This is a genomic window from Streptomyces sp. SID8352, from assembly GCF_009862265.1.
GTDB lineage: Bacteria > Actinomycetota > Actinomycetes > Streptomycetales > Streptomycetaceae > Streptomyces.
In genome coordinates this window covers 138,255-154,606 of record NZ_WWGX01000043.1, presented here as the reverse complement: position 1 = coordinate 154,606, position 16,352 = coordinate 138,255, and the positions used below count along the sequence as shown (strand labels likewise).

16 protein-coding genes are annotated in these 16,352 nt (G+C 74.1%); 10 read left to right on the top strand and 6 right to left on the bottom strand.

The window, feature by feature from the left end; all coding sequences use genetic code 11:
• The first annotated feature begins 75 nt into the window (after positions 1 to 75).
• Positions 76 to 732 (top strand): TetR family transcriptional regulator, encoded by a 657-nt coding sequence (locus tag GTY84_RS15170; RefSeq protein ID WP_161226789.1) that lies wholly within the window; start codon positions 76 to 78, stop codon positions 730 to 732.
• A gap of 208 nt (positions 733 to 940) precedes the next feature.
• On the opposite strand, the gene def is transcribed toward GTY84_RS15170, so the two are convergent.
• Positions 941 to 1,492 (bottom strand): peptide deformylase, encoded by a 552-nt coding sequence (gene def, locus GTY84_RS15165; RefSeq protein ID WP_161226788.1) that lies wholly within the window; start codon positions 1,490 to 1,492, stop codon positions 941 to 943.
• 168 nt (positions 1,493 to 1,660) lie between these two features.
• Here def and GTY84_RS15160 point away from each other — a divergent pair, with 168 nt between their 5' ends.
• The 5 genes from GTY84_RS15160 to GTY84_RS33010 all read left to right on the top strand — a co-directional run bounded on the left by GTY84_RS15160 (position 1,661) and on the right by GTY84_RS33010 (position 6,350).
• Positions 1,661 to 2,899, top strand: a complete 1,239-nt coding sequence (locus GTY84_RS15160; protein WP_161226787.1) for a MurT ligase domain-containing protein — start codon at positions 1,661 to 1,663, stop codon at positions 2,897 to 2,899.
• A gap of 25 nt (positions 2,900 to 2,924) precedes the next feature.
• On the top strand, positions 2,925 to 3,653 hold the full coding sequence (locus tag GTY84_RS15155; RefSeq protein ID WP_161226786.1) for a glutamine amidotransferase: 729 nt from the start codon (positions 2,925 to 2,927) through the stop codon (positions 3,651 to 3,653).
• A 218-nt stretch (positions 3,654 to 3,871) separates the two neighbouring features.
• Positions 3,872 to 4,897, top strand: coding sequence for a 6-phosphofructokinase (locus GTY84_RS15150; RefSeq protein ID WP_161226785.1), 1,026 nt, complete (start codon positions 3,872 to 3,874; stop codon positions 4,895 to 4,897).
• Between the two features lie 183 nt (positions 4,898 to 5,080).
• A complete protein-coding gene (locus GTY84_RS15145; protein WP_161226784.1) occupies positions 5,081 to 6,031 on the top strand; it encodes a cytochrome c oxidase assembly protein in 951 nt (316 codons plus the stop codon).
• Between the two features lie 148 nt (positions 6,032 to 6,179).
• The gene (locus GTY84_RS33010) at positions 6,180 to 6,350 is read left to right on the top strand and encodes a hypothetical protein (RefSeq protein WP_202551150.1); all 171 of its coding nucleotides are present in this window, start codon (positions 6,180 to 6,182) and stop codon (positions 6,348 to 6,350) included.
• A gap of 25 nt (positions 6,351 to 6,375) precedes the next feature.
• Here the strand turns inward: GTY84_RS33010 and GTY84_RS15140 are convergent, their stop codons facing one another.
• The 4 genes from GTY84_RS15140 to GTY84_RS15125 are packed head-to-tail and all read right to left on the bottom strand — an operon-like array spanning position 6,376 to position 10,578.
• Positions 6,376 to 7,581, bottom strand: a complete 1,206-nt coding sequence (locus GTY84_RS15140) for a histidine kinase (RefSeq protein ID WP_161226783.1) — start codon at positions 7,579 to 7,581, stop codon at positions 6,376 to 6,378.
• Positions 7,578 to 9,338, bottom strand: a complete 1,761-nt coding sequence (locus GTY84_RS15135; RefSeq protein WP_161226782.1) for a cation acetate symporter — start codon at positions 9,336 to 9,338, stop codon at positions 7,578 to 7,580. Before GTY84_RS15135 ends, GTY84_RS15140 begins: the two co-directional genes overlap by 4 nt.
• Before the next feature lie 52 nt (positions 9,339 to 9,390).
• The gene (locus GTY84_RS15130; protein WP_161226781.1) at positions 9,391 to 9,786 is read right to left on the bottom strand and encodes a hypothetical protein; all 396 of its coding nucleotides are present in this window, start codon (positions 9,784 to 9,786) and stop codon (positions 9,391 to 9,393) included.
• A gap of 3 nt (positions 9,787 to 9,789) precedes the next feature.
• Positions 9,790 to 10,578, bottom strand: coding sequence for a LytTR family DNA-binding domain-containing protein (locus GTY84_RS15125; protein WP_161226780.1), 789 nt, complete (start codon positions 10,576 to 10,578; stop codon positions 9,790 to 9,792).
• A gap of 149 nt (positions 10,579 to 10,727) precedes the next feature.
• Between GTY84_RS15125 and GTY84_RS15120 the strand changes: the two genes are divergently transcribed.
• The 3 genes from GTY84_RS15120 (at position 10,728) to rocD (ending at position 13,428) form a co-directional block, all read left to right on the top strand.
• Positions 10,728 to 11,261 (top strand): Lrp/AsnC family transcriptional regulator, encoded by a 534-nt coding sequence (locus GTY84_RS15120; RefSeq protein WP_161226779.1) that lies wholly within the window; start codon positions 10,728 to 10,730, stop codon positions 11,259 to 11,261.
• Positions 11,262 to 11,356: 95 nt separating this feature from the next.
• Positions 11,357 to 12,211 (top strand): dimethylargininase, encoded by an 855-nt coding sequence (gene ddaH / locus GTY84_RS15115; protein ID WP_161226778.1) that lies wholly within the window; start codon positions 11,357 to 11,359, stop codon positions 12,209 to 12,211.
• The gene (gene rocD, locus GTY84_RS15110; protein WP_161226777.1) at positions 12,208 to 13,428 is read left to right on the top strand and encodes an ornithine--oxo-acid transaminase; all 1,221 of its coding nucleotides are present in this window, start codon (positions 12,208 to 12,210) and stop codon (positions 13,426 to 13,428) included. Before ddaH ends, rocD begins: the two co-directional genes overlap by 4 nt.
• Before the next feature lie 650 nt (positions 13,429 to 14,078).
• On the opposite strand, the gene GTY84_RS15105 is transcribed toward rocD, so the two are convergent.
• On the bottom strand, positions 14,079 to 14,534 hold the full coding sequence (locus GTY84_RS15105) for an RpiB/LacA/LacB family sugar-phosphate isomerase (protein ID WP_161226776.1): 456 nt from the start codon (positions 14,532 to 14,534) through the stop codon (positions 14,079 to 14,081).
• Between the two features lie 294 nt (positions 14,535 to 14,828).
• Here GTY84_RS15105 and proP point away from each other — a divergent pair, with 294 nt between their 5' ends.
• Positions 14,829 to 16,265, top strand: coding sequence for a glycine betaine/L-proline transporter ProP (proP, locus tag GTY84_RS15100; RefSeq protein ID WP_161226959.1), 1,437 nt, complete (start codon positions 14,829 to 14,831; stop codon positions 16,263 to 16,265).
• The last annotated feature ends 87 nt before the right edge of the window (positions 16,266 to 16,352 follow it).

Below are 16,352 nucleotides of genomic sequence, written 5' to 3'. Positions count from 1 at the left end.
GGTTCGCCGGACCCCGTCCGCCGAGTGCTAGTTTGCGCAGGCGTCACCGAAACAGCACGGGGTGGGGAGAGCAGGATGGACACCACGCAGCGGACCGAGCAGCAACGGTCCGCCGACCGCCGACGGCGCGAACTGCTGGAGGCCGCCGACCGGGTGGTGCTGCGCGACGGACCGCGTGCCTCCATGAACGCCATCGCCGCCGAGGCCGGCATCACCAAGCCGATCCTCTACCGGCACTTCGGTGACAAGAGCGGACTCTATGCCGCCCTCGCCCAGCGCCACACCGACGCCCTGCTCGACTCGCTGCGCGCCGCGCTGGACGCCCCGGCGGACCGCCGCAGCCGGGTCGAGGCCACCCTGGACACCTATCTCGCGGCCATCGAGGCCCGCCCCCAGGTCTACCGTTTCCTGATGCACCCGGCCGACGGTGCCACCGGCCCCGGCGACCAGGGCGAGCAGGGCTTCGACGTCGGCAGGCACCTGGCGCCCCTGCTGCGCCGGATGGGCGAGGAACTCGGCAAGGTCGTCGAGGAACGGCTCGACCTCGGCCCCGACACCGCGCTGCGGGCCCGGGTGTGGGGACACGGCATCGTCGGCATGATGCACGCCGCCGGGGACTGGTGGCTCGGCGAACGCCCCTGCTCCCGGGAGGTGTTGGTGCGCAGCCTGGCCGACCTGCTGTGGGGGCGGCTGGCCGGGGCGGGCGACCGGGTGGGCGGCCCCGGGTTCTGACGGCGGCCGGGGCCGTGGCGACGGCACCCGGGTCCGGCGGCGGTCGGCGGTGGCGGAGAGGGGAGGCGACGGCGGGCGGCCCCGCGCCCCCGACCCGACCCGGTCCGGCACGGTCCGGCCCGGCGCAGTCCGGCCCGGCGCAGTCCGGCCCGGCGCAGTCCGGCCCGGCTCGCCCTGACCGCAGGGGCATCGCCCCCGACGGGGCGCCCTACCCCGGGGTGCCCCCGCTCCACGGCGCCCGGGCCGCCCTCCGCAGCAGCCTGCGCCGCCGCCACCCGGTGAGGCGGTCGCTGTAGACACCGCCGTCCAGGTGGTCGCACTCGTGCTGGAGGCAGCGCGCGAAGAACCCGGTGCCGCGCACCCGCACCGGCTCACCGCTGACGGTGAACCCCTCCACCACGGCCTCGTCGTACCGCTCCGTCCCGGCCTCCAGACCCGGCAGCGACAGGCAGCCCTCGGGCCCGCGCAGCACCATCCCGCCGCGCTCCACCAGCCGGGGGTTCACCACATGGCCCCGGTGCTGGACGTCCTCGTCGTCCGGGCAGTCGTAGACGAAGACCCGGACCGGTTCACCCGTCTGGTTGGCCGCCAGCCCCACCCCGTTCGCGGCGTACATGGTGGCGAACAAGTCCTCCACCAGCGCCGCCAGTTGCGGACCGAAGTCGGTGACCTCCGCGCAGGGCGCGTGCAGGACGGGGTCGCCGAGGAGCCGGAGGGGCCGTACGCGCCCGCGGACGCCGGGGATGGGGCCTTGTCGCATACGGGCCAGAGTAAGGTCCCTGTGTCCACGGCGGTCAGCGCCCTCCGCCGGGGCCGCGCGGCCGGTGCCGCGATTCGGGAGTGCGAAGGGATCTGGATAGGCTGACGTTCACACCACGTGGCCGGCAGGCTTCAGGCGCGGCGCGTACGCAAGGAGGATCGAGAACTGATGGCAGGCAACTCGGACCCGCTCACGCCGCGGGCCAAGCTGGCCGTGACCGCGGGCAAGGCGGTCGCGGCGGCGTCCCGCGCCGCGGGGCGCGGCAGCGGTTCGGTGATCGGCGGCCGGGTCGCGCTGAAGCTCGACCCCGACCTCCTCGCCCGGCTCGCCCAGCACCTGGACGTGACCCTGGTCTCCGCGACCAACGGCAAGACCACCACCACCCGGCTGATCGCCGAGGCGCTCAAGGCGGCCGGCCCGGTCGTCTCCAACGCGCTCGGCGCCAACATGCCGGCCGGCATCACCTCGGCCCTCGCGGGCGGGTCCGACGCCCGGTTCGGCGTCATCGAGGTCGACGAGAAGTACCTCGCCGGCGTCGCCCGGGACACCGCCCCCAAGTGCATCGCCCTGCTCAACCTCTCCCGCGACCAGCTCGACCGCGCGGCCGAGACCCGCATGCTCGCCGAGAACTGGCGCGAGGGCCTGGCCGGTTCCAAGGCCGTGATCGTGGCCAACTGCGACGACCCGCTGGTGGTGTGGGCCGCGTCCTCCTCCCCCAACGTGATCTGGGTCGCCGCCGGGCAGATGTGGAAGGACGACGCCTGGTCCTGCCCCTCCTGCGGCGGTGTGATGCAGCGCCCCGGCGACGACTGGTTCTGCGGCGAGTGCGGCTTCCGCCGCCCCACGCCGAGCTGGGCGCTCTCCGGCGACCACGTCCTCGACCCGCACGGTTCGGCCTGGCCGATCCACCTCCAGCTCCCGGGCCGCGCCAACAAGGCCAACGCCGCCTCCTCGGCCGCCGTGGCCGCCGTCTTCGGCGTTCCGCCGCAGGTCGCCCTGGAACGGATGTACCAGGTGCAGGCGGTGGCGGGACGCTACGACGTGGTCCAGTTCCAGGGCCGCGACCTGCGGCTGCTGCTCGCCAAGAACCCGGCGGGCTGGCTGGAGACGTTCTCCCTGATCGACCCGCCGCCCGCCCCGGTGATCCTCTCGGTCAACGCGCGCGGCGCCGACGGCACGGACACCTCCTGGCTGTGGGACGTCGACTACACCCGGCTGACCGGCCACCCGATCTGCGTCCTCGGTGACCGCAAGCTGGACCTCGCGGTGCGCCTGGAGGTGGCGGGCCAGCAGTTCCAGGTGTGCGAGACCCTCGACCAGGCGGTGCAGCTCTGCCCGCCGGGACGCATCGAGGTCATCGCCAACTACACCGCCTTCCAGGACCTGCGCCGCCGCGTCGGCAACTGACCGTACGACCTCCCAGGGAGTGGACGTGAGCGACAACCAACTGCGGATCGTCTGGATCTACCCGGACCTGCTCAGCACCTACGGCGACCAGGGCAACGCCCTGGTGGTGGAGCGCCGGGCCCGGCAGCGCGGCCTGGACGTGGCCCGGCTCGACGTGCGCAGCGACCAGCCGATCCCGACGTCCGGGGACATCTACCTGATCGGCGGCGGCGAGGACCGCCCGCAGCGGCTGGCGGCCGAGCGGCTGCGCCGGGACGGCGGGCTGTACCGGGCCGTGGAGAACGGGGCGATCGTCTTCTCGGTCTGCGCCGGGTACCAGATCCTCGGCCACGAGTTCATCAACGACCTCGGCCAGCGCGAGCCGGGCCTCGCCCTGCTCGACGTGGTCTCCACCCGCGGCGAGGGCGCCCGCTGCGTCGGCGACGTCCTCGCGGACATCGACCCGCGGCTCGGCCTGCCGCCGCTGACGGGCTTCGAGAACCACCAGGGCGTCACTCATCTGGGCCCCACCGCCCGGCCCTTCGCCCAGGTCCGCTTCGGCAACGGGAACGGCACGGGCGACGGCGGCGAGGGCGCGTACAACGACACGGTCTTCGGCACCTACATGCACGGCCCGGTGCTCGCGCGCAACCCGCTGATCGCGGACCACCTGCTCAAGCTGGCCCTCGACGTCAACGCGCTGCCGCCGACCGACGACCGCTGGTACGAGGCGCTGCGCAACGAGCGGATCGCCGCCGCCCAGCAGCCCGCCTGAGGCCCGCCCGCGTCAACACCCGCGTCAACGTCCCGAAGACCGTCCGGGGATGCCGTCGAGAGCCCGTCTGATATCGCATCCGCACAGGTGAGCGGGGGTTCGTCCAGCAGGCGGACGGACAGTACGGCACCGCCCTTCCGTACCGCTAGGGTGGCGGGGATCCGAACCGGACAGCGCGGTCCGGTCCTCGTGCCCACGCGGAGAAGGTATCTCGGGCTATGCGCATTGGTGTCCTCACGTCCGGCGGTGACTGCCCCGGTCTGAACGCCGTCATCCGGTCGGTGGTCCACCGCGCCGTCGTCGATCACGGGGACGAGGTCATCGGGTTCCGGGACGGCTGGCGCGGCCTGCTGGAGTCCGACTACCTCAAGCTCGACCTCGACGCGGTCAGCGGCATCCTGGCCAGCGGCGGCACCATTCTCGGCTCCTCCCGGGTCCGCCCGGAGCAGCTGCGGGACGGGGTGGAGCGCGCTCGCGGCCACGTCCGGGAACTCGGTCTGGACGCCATCATCCCGATCGGCGGCGAGGGCACTCTGAAGGCCGCGCGGCTGCTGTCGGACAACGGCCTGCCCATCGTCGGCGTGCCGAAGACCATCGACAACGACATAGCGGTCACGGACGTGACCTTCGGCTTCGACACCGCCGTGACCGTCGCCACCGAGGCGCTGGACCGGCTGAAGACCACCGCCGAGTCCCACCAGCGGGTGCTGATCGTCGAGGTCATGGGCCGCCACACCGGCTGGATCGCGCTGCACTCGGGCATGGCGGCCGGGGCGCACGCCGTGGTCGTCCCGGAGCGGCCGTTCGACATCGAGGAGCTGGCCGCGAAGGTCGGCGCCCGGTTCGCCGCGGGCAAGCGGTTCGCGATCGTGGTCGCGGCCGAGGGCGCCAAGCCGAGGCCCGGCACCATGGACTTCGACGAGGGCGGCAAGGACGTCTACGGCCACGAGCGCTTCGCCGGGATAGCGCGCCAGCTCTCCGTGGAGCTGGAGGAGCGGCTCGGCAAGGAGGCCCGGCCGGTGATCCTCGGCCATGTGCAGCGGGGCGGGACGCCGACGGCGTACGACCGGGTGCTGGCGACCCGCTTCGGCTGGCACGCGGTGGAGGCGGTGCGGCGCGGGGAGTTCGGGCAGATGACGGCACTGCGCGGGACGGACATCGTGATGGTGTCGCTCGCGGAGGCGGTCGAGTCGCTGAAGACGGTGCCGGACTCGCGGTACGACGAGGCGCAGTGCGTGCTGTGAGCCGCCGCTGACCGGCCGCCCGGCGGCCCGCGGGACAGGTGCGGGCCCGCGTCGGCGGGCGCCGGGCCGGGCCGTCCGCGCACGGGGCCGTTCGGCCCGCCCCCGGTGACGGATGCCGCCGGGGGCGGTTCTAGTCTGGGGGCGGACAGACGGCGCTCAAACCCCACGAAACGGAGCCGGCGGATGGATCACAGCGGGCACGGCATGACGACGGATCTGCCGCCGTTCACGCTGGAGCGCGGTCTCGCCTGGTCGGCGGACCCGTTCTTCCTGGTCGCCTGCCTCCTGGGGCTGGGCCTGTACGGCTGGGGCGTGGTCCGTCTGGTGCGGCGCGGCGACAGGTGGCCGGTGGGCCGGACCGTCGCGTTCGTCATCGGGGTGCTGAGCATCGGCGCGGTGATGTGCACCCGGCTCAACGACTACGGCATGGTCATGTTCAGCGTGCACATGGCGCAGCACATGGTCATCAGCATGGTGGCGCCGATCCTGGTGCTGCTGGGCGCCCCGGTGACACTGGCGCTGCGGGCCCTGCCGCCGGCCGGGCGGGGCCGCAAGGGTCCGCGCGAGCTGCTGCTCATGCTGCTGCACAGCCGCTACATGCGGGTGATCACGCACCCGGGCTTCACCATCCCCATGTTCATCGCGAGCCTGTACGCGCTGTACTTCACCCCGCTGTTCGACTTCCTGATGGGCTCGCGCACCGGGCACGTGACAATGATGGTGCACTTCTTCGCGGTGGGCATGGTCTTCTTCTGGCCGATCATGGGCGTCGACCCGGGGCCGCACCGCCCCAGCCATCTGATGCGCATCCTGGAGCTGTTCGCGGGCATGCCGTTCCACGCGTTCTTCGGCATCGCGGTGATGATGGCGACCGAGCCGCTGGTGGAGACCTTCCGCGAGCCGCCCGCCTCGCTGGGCCTGGACGCGCTGGCCGACCAGAGCGCGGCGGGCGGCATCGCCTGGGCGTTCAGCGAGGTGCCGTCCGTGCTGGTGCTGATCGCGCTGCTGTTCCAGTGGTACGCCTCGGACCAGCGGCAGGCCCGGCGCACCGACCGGGCCGCCGACCGGGACGGCGACAAGGACCTGGAGGCGTACAACGCCTATCTCGCCTCGCTGAACGCCCGGGGCACCTGAGCACCGGGGGCCACCGGAGCGGCGAGGGGCGCGCGGCACCCGAGGGGTGTCCGCGCGCCCCTCGCGCACATCCGTTCGCACCAGGGTCTGACGTTCGGGCGGAACCGGGGCACCATGGAGGGCAACGGACCACGAGGAGGGTGTCGCGATGCCCGGTTCCACGGACAGTTCGACCAAGACCATGGGGGTGCTCACCGTCGGCGGCCTGGTCGCCGTGACGGGCTACACGGTGGCGCTCGGGAGCAACGGCTGGCTGTGGTTCGGCTGGGTCCTCCTGGTCCTGATCACCCTCGGCATGGTGGCCACCCGCGGCTCGTGAGCCGCGGCCCGTCCCGGGGCGCCGCTCAGGGGCGTCCCGGCGGGCCGGCCGGGTGGACCCCCGGCTGGTACTTGGGCACCCGCACGGTGATCCGCATGCCCGCTCCGACGGCGGTCTCGATGACCAGCCCGTGATCGTCCCCGTACACCTGGCGGAGCCGGTCGTCGACGTTGGACAGGCCGATGCCGCCCGAGGGGCTGACCTCCCGGGCGAGGATGCGGCGCAGCAGGCCGGGGTCCATGCCGGCGCCGTCGTCCTCGATGACGACCAGGGCCTCGGCGCCCGCGTCCTGCGCGGTGATCTGGATGCGGCAGCGGTCGGCCTTGCCCTCCAGGCCGTGCTTGACGGCGTTCTCCACCAGCGGCTGGAGGCAGAGGAAGGGCAGCGCCACCGGGAGGACCTCGGGGGCTATCTGGAGGGTGACCGAGAGGCGGTCGCCGAAGCGGGCCCTGACCAGCGCCAGGTAGTGGTCGATGGCGTGCAGTTCGTCGGCGAGCGTGGTGAAGTCGCCGTGCCGCCGGAAGGAGTAGCGCGTGAAGTCCGCGAACTCCAGCAGCAGTTCGCGGGCGCGCTCGGGGTCGGTGCGGACGAAGGACGCGATCACGGCCAGCGAGTTGAAGATGAAGTGCGGGGATATCTGGGCCCGCAGCGCCTTGATCTCCGCCTCGATCAACCGGGTGCGGGACTGGTCCAGGTCGGCCAGCTCCAACTGGACGGAGACCCAGCGGGCCACCTCCCCCGCCGCGCGGACCAGGACGGCGGACTCCCGGGGCGCGCAGGCGACCAGGGCGCCGTGCACCCGGTCGTCGACGGTGAGCGGGGCGACGACCGCCCAGCGCACCGCGCAGTCGGGGGTCCCGCAGGTCAGGGGGAAGGCCTCGCCCCGGCCGCTCTCCAGGGGCCCGGCCAGCCGCTCCATGATCTCGGTGCGGTGGTGGGCGCCGACCCCGTCCCAGACCAGGACCTCGGTGAGGTCGGTGAGGCACAGCGCGTCGGTGCCGAGCAGGGAGCGCAGCTTGCGGGCGGACTTGCGGGCGGTCTCCTCGGTCAGTCCGGCCCGCAGCGGGGGCGCGGCCAGGGAGGCGGTGTGCAGGGTCTGGAAGGTGGCGTGCTCCACCGGGGTGCCGAGCCCGCCCAGGTGCGGGGTGCGGGCGGTGCGGCGGCCCAGCCAGAACCCGGCGGCCAGCAGCGGCAGCACGGCGACGACCAGTCCGGCGACGAAATCGCTCACGGGGCGCTCTCCGTCCGCTGCCGGGCGCCCCGGGGTTCGTCGCCCCGCAGCTCCTCGGCCCGCAGTTCCTCGGGCAGGTGGAAGCGGGCCAGGATCGCCGCCGTCCCGGACGGCACCCGGCCCGGGGTGGCCAGCGACACCAGCACCATGGTGAGGAAGCCCAGCGGCACCGACCACAGCGCGGGCCAGGCCAGCAGCGCGTGCAGGGCACCGCCACCGCCCGGGAAGCCGCCCATCGTGGCGGCGACGGCGAGCAGCGCGGAGCCGCCGCCGACCAGCATCCCGGCCGAGGCGCCGGGCGGGGTCAGGCGGCGCCACCAGATGCCCAGGACCAGCATGGGGCAGAAGGAGGAGGCGGAGACGGCGAAGGCGAGGCCGACGGCGTCCGCGACGGGCAGCCCCCCGACGAGGGCGCTCGCGCCGAGCGGAACGGCCATGGCGAGGACGGTGCCGAGCCGGAAGTGCCGGACGCCCCTGGAGGGCAGGACGTCCTGGGTGAGGACGCCGGCGACGGCCATGGTGAGCCCCGAGGCGGTGGACAGGAACGCGGCGAAGGCGCCCCCGGCCACCAGCGCGCCGAGCAGGTCGCCGCCGACGCCCCCGACGACCCGGTCGGGCAGCAGCAGCACGGCGGCGTCCGCCTCGCCCGTGAGGGTCAGTTCGGGGGCGTAGAGGCGGCCGAGGGCGCCGTACAGGGGCGGCAGCAGGTAGAAGGCGCCGACGAGGGCGAGGACGGCGACGGTGGTGCGGCGGGCGGCGACGCCGTGCGGGCTGGTGTAGAAGCGGACCACGACGTGCGGCAGGCCCATGGTGCCGAGGAAGGTGGCGAGGATCAGCCCGTACGTCGCGTAGAGCGGGCGTTCGGTGCGGCTCTCGGCGCGGGAGGGCGACAGGGCGTCGTCGGCCCCGCGCCCGGCGGCCGGGACGGGGGTGCCCGGGGCGAAGGTGAGGCGGGTGCCGGCCGCGATGCGGTGGGGGCCCTCGGCCAGGGTGAGCCGGGTGCCGTCGTGGGCGCGGCCGTCCACGGTGCCGTCGACGGTGACGGTCAGCGGCCGGTCGAGGCGCAGGGCGAGGGCGCTGTCGACGCGGACGGAGCGCTGCTCGCGGAAGGTGACCGGCTCGTCGAAGGCGCGGCCGGGGGCGCCGTCGCCCTGCCAGGCGAGGACCAGGAAGAGGGCGGGGACGAGCAGGGCGGTGAGCTTCAGCCAGTACTGGAAGGCCTGGACGAAGGTGATGCTGCGCATGCCCCCGGCGGCGACGATGGCGATGACGACGAGGGCGACGATCACACCGCCGAGCCAGTCGGGTGCCCCGGTGAGCACGGTCAGCGTGAGCCCGGCCCCCTGGAGCTGGGGCAGGAGGTAGAGCCAGCCGACGCCGACGACGAAGGCGCCGGCCAGCCGCCGCACGCCCTGGGAGGCGAGCCGCGCCTCGGCGAAGTCGGGCAGCGTGTAGGCGCCGGAGCGGCGCAGCGGGGCGGCGACGAAGAGCAGCAGGACGAGGTATCCGGCGGTGTAGCCGACCGGGTACCAGAGCATGTCGGGGCCCTGGACCAGGACGAGTCCGGCGACGCCGAGGAAGGAGGCGGCGGAGAGGTACTCGCCGCTGATGGCGGCGGCGTTGAGGCGCGGGCCGACGGTGCGGGAGGCGACGTAGAAGTCGGAGGTGGTGCGGGAGACGCGCAGGCCGAAGGCGCCGACCAGGACGGTGGCGACGACGACGAGGGCGACGGCGGGTATCGCGTAGTTCGGGTTCACGGGCGGCTCTGCGGGCGGTGGGCGGTGGCGCCGCGGCGGGGGGCCGGGGCGGTCACCGGTCCTCGACCAGGCGGACGAAGTCGCGTTCGTTGCGTTCGGCGCGGCGCACGTACCAGCGGGCGAGCAGGACGAGGGGGGCGTACAGGGCGAAGCCGAGGACGGCCCACTCCAGGCGGCGGGCGCCGGGCACGACGGCGAACAGCAGCGGCAGCGGGCCGACCAGCAGGCCGAGCACGGCGAACGCGGTGAGCCCGGCGCGCAGTTGGCTGCGCATCAGGGAGCGGACGTAGGTGTGGCCGAGGGTGGTCTGCTCGTCGATCTCGGTGCGCGGCCGGTAGTGGCCGGGGGCGTGCGGATGGCGTCCGCGCGCGCGGAGCCGGGTGTGCGGCGGGGTGCGGCGGGGCGGGGCGGTGACGACGACGCGGCGTTCGGCGGGTTCCGGGGGCACGGTTCACGGCCTCCGCATCAGCAGGTCGCGCAGTTCGCGGGCGTGGCGGCGGCTGACCTGGAGCTCCTCGGCGCCGACCAGGACGCTGACGCTGCCGGTGTCCAGGCGCAGTTCGCCGATGTGGCGCAGGGCCACGAGGTGGCGGCGGTGGATGCGGACGAAGCCGCGGGCCCGCCAGCGCTCCTCCAGGGTGGAGAGCGGGACCCGGACGAGGTGGCTGCCCCGGCCGGTGTGCAGCCGGGCGTAGTCGCCCTGGGCCTCGACGTGGGTGATGTCGTCGACGGCGACGAAGCGGGTGACGCCGCCGAGTTCGACGGGGATGTGGTCCGGGTCCGGTTCGTGGACGGGGACGCGCGGGGCGGTGGCGGCGGGGTCGCCGCCGGGACCGGTGCCGGTGACCGTGCCCTGGCGCTCGGCGGCGCGGCGCACGGCCTCGGCGAGCCGTTCCCGGCGGACGGGTTTGAGGACGTAGTCGACGGCCTTGAGATCGAAGGCCTGGACGGCGAAGTCCTCGTGCGCGGTGACGAAGACGACCAGCGGGGGCCGGGCGAAGCCGCCGAGCAGCCGGGCGAGGTCGAGGCCGTCGAGGCCGGGCATCTGGATGTCGAGGAAGACCACGTCGATGGCCTCGGGGCCGTCCGGTCCGGATTCCAGGGCGCGGTTGATGCGGCGCAGCGCCTCGGTGGCGTCGCCCGCTCCCTCCGCCCCGGCGACGCGCGGGTCGGCGTTGAGCAGATAGAGCAGTTCCTCCAGGGAGGGGCGTTCGTCGTCGACGGCGAGGGCGCGCAGCATGAACGTGGAGTGTAGGTGGAATCCGCACGGGTGGACATGCGCCGGCGGGGGCGCTCCGCTCCCGGTGCGCCCGAGCGGGGCCCCGCAAGGCTCCGGACAGCCGCCGCGGACGGCCCCCGGGGCCGGAGGGCGCTGGCTACAGTGCGGGCATGAGCAGCAGGCCCGCCCCGTTCGACGAGCTCGACCGGAAGATCGTCACCGCGCTGATGGACAACGCCCGCGCCTCCTTCGCCGAGATCGGCGCGGACGTCGGGCTCTCCTCGACGGCGGTCAAGCGCCGGGTGGACCGGCTGCGGGAGACCGGTGTGATCACCGGCTTCACGGCGACGGTGCGGCCGTCGGCGCTGGGCTGGCGGACCGAGGCGTACGTGGAGGTGTACTGCGAGGGCGCGGCCCCGCCGAGGCGGCTGGCGGAGGTGGTGCGCGGCTATCCGGAGATCACGGCGGCGATGACGGTGACGGGCGGGGCGGACGCGCTGCTGCACGTGCGGGCGCGGGACGTGGAGCACTTCGAGGAGGTGCTGGAGCGCATCCGGGCGGAGCCGTTCATCCGGAAGACCATCAGCGTGATGGTGCTGTCCCATCTGATCCAGGACAGTCCGGAGGCCGCGGCCAGCCAGCCCGCGCCGGACGACGCAGCAGTGCTGCGCCGGGCGGGCGGACCACGCAGCATTCGTGCGTGAACGCGCAGCCGATCACGCTTGTCGCCCGCCGGGGCCGGTTCCTACCGTGGTGTCATAACACCGTCACGTTCCGTGAGGAACCGGAGGGACCCCTCGTGCCCGACCCCCTCGTGCCGCGCCACCGGCGTTTCCTGGTCTGCGAGCCCAGGTTCTACGACGTGCGCTACGCCATCAACCCGTGGATGCGCCCCGCCGCGCCGGTGGACGTGGGCCTGGCGCTGACCCAGTGGCGCGCCCTGGTCGACGCCTACCTCGCGCACGGCCACACCGTGGACCGGGTGGCTCCGGTGCCCGGGCTGCCGGACATGGTGTTCGCCGCCAACGCGGCGCTCGTGGTGGACGGCCGGGTCCTGGGCTCGCGGTTCCACGCGCCGGAGCGGCGTCCCGAGTCGGCCCCCTACGAGGCGTGGTTCAAGGACGCCGGCTTCGAGGTCCACCATCCCTCCGCCACCTGCGAGGGCGAGGGGGACCTGGTGCCGGTGGGGCGGCTGATCCTCGCCGGGACGGGGTTCCGCACCTCCCGCGGGGCCCACGACGAGACGCAGGAGTTCTTCGGCCGCCCGGTGGTCTCGCTGACCCTGGTGGACCCGTACTTCTACCACCTGGACACCGCGCTGTTCGTCCTCGACGACGGCCGCGGCCCGGACGGCACCGGGTCGGGCGACGGGAACATCGCCTACTACCCGGAGGCGTTCTCGCCGGGCAGCCGGGAGGCGCTGGAGCGGCTCTTCCCCGACGCGGTCCCGGCCACCCGGGAGGACGCCACGGCGTTCGGGCTGAACTCCGTCAGCGACGGCCGCCACGTGTTCCTGTCGCCCGGCGCGGGGGAACTCGCCGGGCGGCTGGCCGACCGGGGCTACGTCCCCGTCCCCGTCGACCTGTCCGAGTTCCTGAAGGCCGGGGGCGGCGTCAAGTGCTGCACCCAGGAGATCCGGGAGGCCCGTTCATGACACCGTCCGCCGACACCCGCGGTTCCGCCGCGCTGATCCGCGTGGAGGACTCGGTCCTCGCCCACAACTACCACCCGCTGCCCGTGGTGGTGGCGCGCGCCGAGGGCGTGTGGGTGGAGGACGTGGAGGGCCGCCGCTACCTGGACATGCTGGCCGGGTACTCGGCGCTCAACTTCGGCCACCGCCATCCCGATCTGGTGGCGGCCGCGCACCGCCAGCTCGACCGGCTCACGCTGACCTCGCGCGCCTTCCACAACGACCGGCTGGCCTCCTTCGCCGAGCGGCTGGCCGCGCTGACCCGCACCGACATGGTCCTGCCGATGAACACCGGCGCCGAGGCGGTGGAGAGCGGCATCAAGATCGCCCGCAAGTGGGCCTACGACGTCAAGGGCGTCCCCGCGGACCGGGCGACGATCGTGGTGGCCGCGGACAACTTCCACGGCCGCACGACGACGATCGTGAGCTTCTCCACGGACGCGACGGCCCGTGACGGCTTCGGCCCGTTCACCCCCGGTTTCCGGGTGGTGCCGTACAACGACCTGGCGGCCCTGGAGGAGGCGGTCGACGCGACGACGGCGGCGGTGCTGATCGAGCCGATCCAGGGCGAGGCCGGGGTCAACATCCCGGACGACGGCTATCTGGCCGGAGTGCGGGATCTGACCCGCCGGGCGGGCTGCCTGTTCGTCGCGGACGAGATCCAGTCGGGGCTGGGCCGCACCGGGCACACCCTGGCGGTGGACCACGAGTCGGTCGCCCCGGACCTGGTGCTGCTCGGCAAGGCGCTGGGCGGCGGCATCGTGCCGGTGTCGGCGGTGGTGGGCCGCCGCGAGGTGCTGGAGGTGCTGCGGCCGGGCGAGCACGGTTCGACGTTCGGGGGCAATCCGCTGGCCGCCGCGGTCGGCACGGCGGTGGTGGAACTGCTGGAGACGGGCGGCTTCCAGCTTCGGGCGGCGGAGCTGGGCGGGGTGCTGCGCGAGGGGCTCGGGGGGCTGGTGGGCCGGGGCGTGACCGGCTTCCGCGCGCGGGGCCTGTGGGCCGGGGTGGACGTCGACCCGGAGATCGGCACCGGCCGCGAGATCGGCGAGCGACTGCTGCGCGAGGGCGTGCTCGTCAAGGACACCCATGGGTCCACCATCCGGCTGGCCCCGCCGCTGACGATCACCGAGGAGGAGCTGAGGGGGGCGCTGGCGACACTGGAGAAGGTCCTGACCACCTGAGCCCGGCGATACCGCCCGCCCTGGGGCCCGCCGGTACCGGCGGGCCGGTCCGGTACCGCGTCCGGCGGTACCGGATCCGGTGGTCCCGGGAGCGGCCGTCCCGGCGCCCCGGTCCCGTCCCAGGGGATCACCCGGGCCGCCCGGGGATTCCGGCCTCGTGGGGTTCCGGGCGTCCGGGTTCCGGGCGTCGGGGGTCCCGAGGCCACCGGGCGGGCGTCGGCCCGTGACCCGGCCCCGCAAGGTGTCCCCCGCGAGCCGCACACGGAGTCGCCCCGGCGCCCGGCGGCTCCGCCCGCCCGGCCGGGGTCCCGGCACGTTGGCCGGGCCGGGTGACGGCCCGAACTCGAACGCCCGGCCGCCCGGTGTCCCCCGCGCGCCACGAGCCGGGACGGTCCGGTGACCCGACGGCTCCGTGTCCCGGCCGGGTCCCGGCGCATCGACCGGGGCTCCGGCCCTTCCCCACCCCGGGGGAGGGGCGTCCGGCCCGACGCCCCTCCCCCGGGTCCGACGTCCCCGTCCCGGGCCTCGCCGCCCCGCCCCGGTCGCACTCCACCCCGGGTCGCGGGCGTGCCCCGGGCGCGGGCGTGCCCCGGGCGCGGGCGTGCCCCGGGCGCGGGCGTGCCCCGGGCGCGGCCAGCTCCCGGCGGGCGTCAGGCCGGGCCGCGGTCCTCGTCGAGCCGTTCCACGTGCCGTACGTTCTCCCGGTCCTCGGCGTCCCGGCTCGGCCCGGCCGCGAACCAGGCGTCGAGGATCTCCCGGAGCAGCGGACCCGACGTCAGCCGCAGGCCCAGGGCGAGCACATTGGCGTCGTTCCAGCGGCGGGCCCCGTCCGCGGTCCCGGCGTCGGTGCACAGGGCGGCCCGGACGCCGCGCACCTTGTTGGCGGCGATCGAAGCGCCGGTGCCGGTCCAGCAGCACACCACGGCCTGGTCGGCGCGGCCCTCGGCGACGTCCCGGGCCGCCCGCTCGGAGCACACCGCCCACCGGGCGTCGGCCCCGGGCCGCAGCGCGCCGTGCGCCAGTACCTCGTGTCCGCGGCCGCGCAGCTCCTCGACGAGCAGGCGGGCCACGGGTTCGTCCATGTCGGAGGAGACGGAGATCCGCATGGAACGAGCCTACGGGCCTCCCGCAGGTATGTCCGGGGCTCCGGCGGGGACCTCCGTGTGAGCCGAATGCGACCGGCCCGCCACCCGTTCGGCGCTCCCCGTGAGCGAGGTCGCGAAAATACGACGCCCGATCCGGGGAACAGTACGACCTGAGAACCATCGGTACCCGCAGAAGCTCCCGGTACGAGCGTCAGCTCCGCAGGCGAGCGGTATGCCCCCGGAAAGGAAGTCGCCACGTCCTCCCCCGAGAACGGTCAGGTCCCCGATTCGGCCGCCGTCAAGCGCCATCCGACCCTGTTCCGTGCGATCAGGCGCCGGCAGAACCCCCGGCTGCGCCGCTCCGACATCACGGTGACGGACGAGGCCGCGGTCAGGCGCGCGGTGAAGGCGGCCTCGCTGGGCAACGCCATGGAGTGGTTCGACTTCGGCATCTACGCCTATCTGGCCGGAACGATCGGGCGGGTGTTCTTCCCGTCCGGCAGCGACACCGCGCAGCTGCTGTCGTCCTTCGCCACCTTCGCCGTCGCCTTCCTGGTGCGGCCGCTGGGCGGCATGGTCTTCGGGCCGATGGGCGACAAGATCGGCCGCAAGAAGGTGCTGGCGCTGACCATGATCCTGATGGCCATCGGCACCTCGGCCATCGGCCTCATCCCCAGCTACGCCACCATCGGCTACTGGTCCCCGGTGCTGCTCATCGTCTTCCGCCTGCTCCAGGGCTTCTCCACCGGCGGTGAGTACGGCGGGGCGTCCACCTTCATCGCCGAGTACGCGCCCGACAAGCGGCGCGGCTTCTTCGGCAGCTTCCTGGAGCTGGGCACCCTCGCCGGATACGCCACCGCGGCCTCCCTGGTCACCGGGCTCACCGCCTGGCTGGGCCACGACGGCATGGACTCCTGGGGCTGGCGGGTGCCGTTCCTCGCGGCGGCGCCGCTCGGCATGATCGGCATCTATCTGCGGCTGCGGCTGGACGACACCCCCGCCTACCTCAAACTGGAGGACTCCACCGTCCACGTCTCCGACGCGGCGGACGCGGTGGAGACCACGGCCCGGGGCGATCTCGCCGAGATCTTCCGCTCCCACTGGCGTCCGCTGGTGCTGTGCATCGCGCTGGTCGGCGCGTACAACATCACCGACTACATGCTGCTGTCGTACATGCCGACGTATCTGTCGGACGAGCTGGACTACAGCGTGACCCACGGGCTGCTGATCCTGGTGGCCACGATGGTGCTGCTGATGCTGATCATCAACCAGGTGGGGCGGCTGTCGGACCGCTTCGGCCGCCGGCCGCTGCTGATGACGGGCATGCTCGGCTTCTTCGTGCTGTCCGTGCCGTCCTTCGTGCTGGTGCGCGAGGGCGGGATGATCGCGGTCACCAGCGGCATGCTGATGCTGGGTCTGTCCCTGGTGTGCCTGCTGGGGACGATGTCGGCGGCGCTCCCGGCGATGTTCCCGACCAACGTCCGCTACGGGTCCCTGTCTGTGGGCTACAACCTGTCGGCGTCCCTGTTCGGCGGCACCACCCCGCTGGTGATCACCGCGCTGATCGGCGCCACGGGCTCCGAGATGATGCCCGCCTACTACGCGATGGCCGCGGCCCTGGTCGGCGTGGTCGCGGTGGCCTGCATGAAGGAGACCGCCCGCCGCCCGCTGGAGGGGTCGCCCCCGTCGGTGCAGACGGAGGAGGAGGCGGCGGCCATCGTGGAGTCCCAGGCGCAGACGCCGAAGTTCTGAGCGGCGCCCCGGACGTCCCGGGGCGGGAACGCACCGCGGGGCGGTGGGACGGGCGGTGAGCGCCCGTCCCCCGCCCCGCGGCAGGTG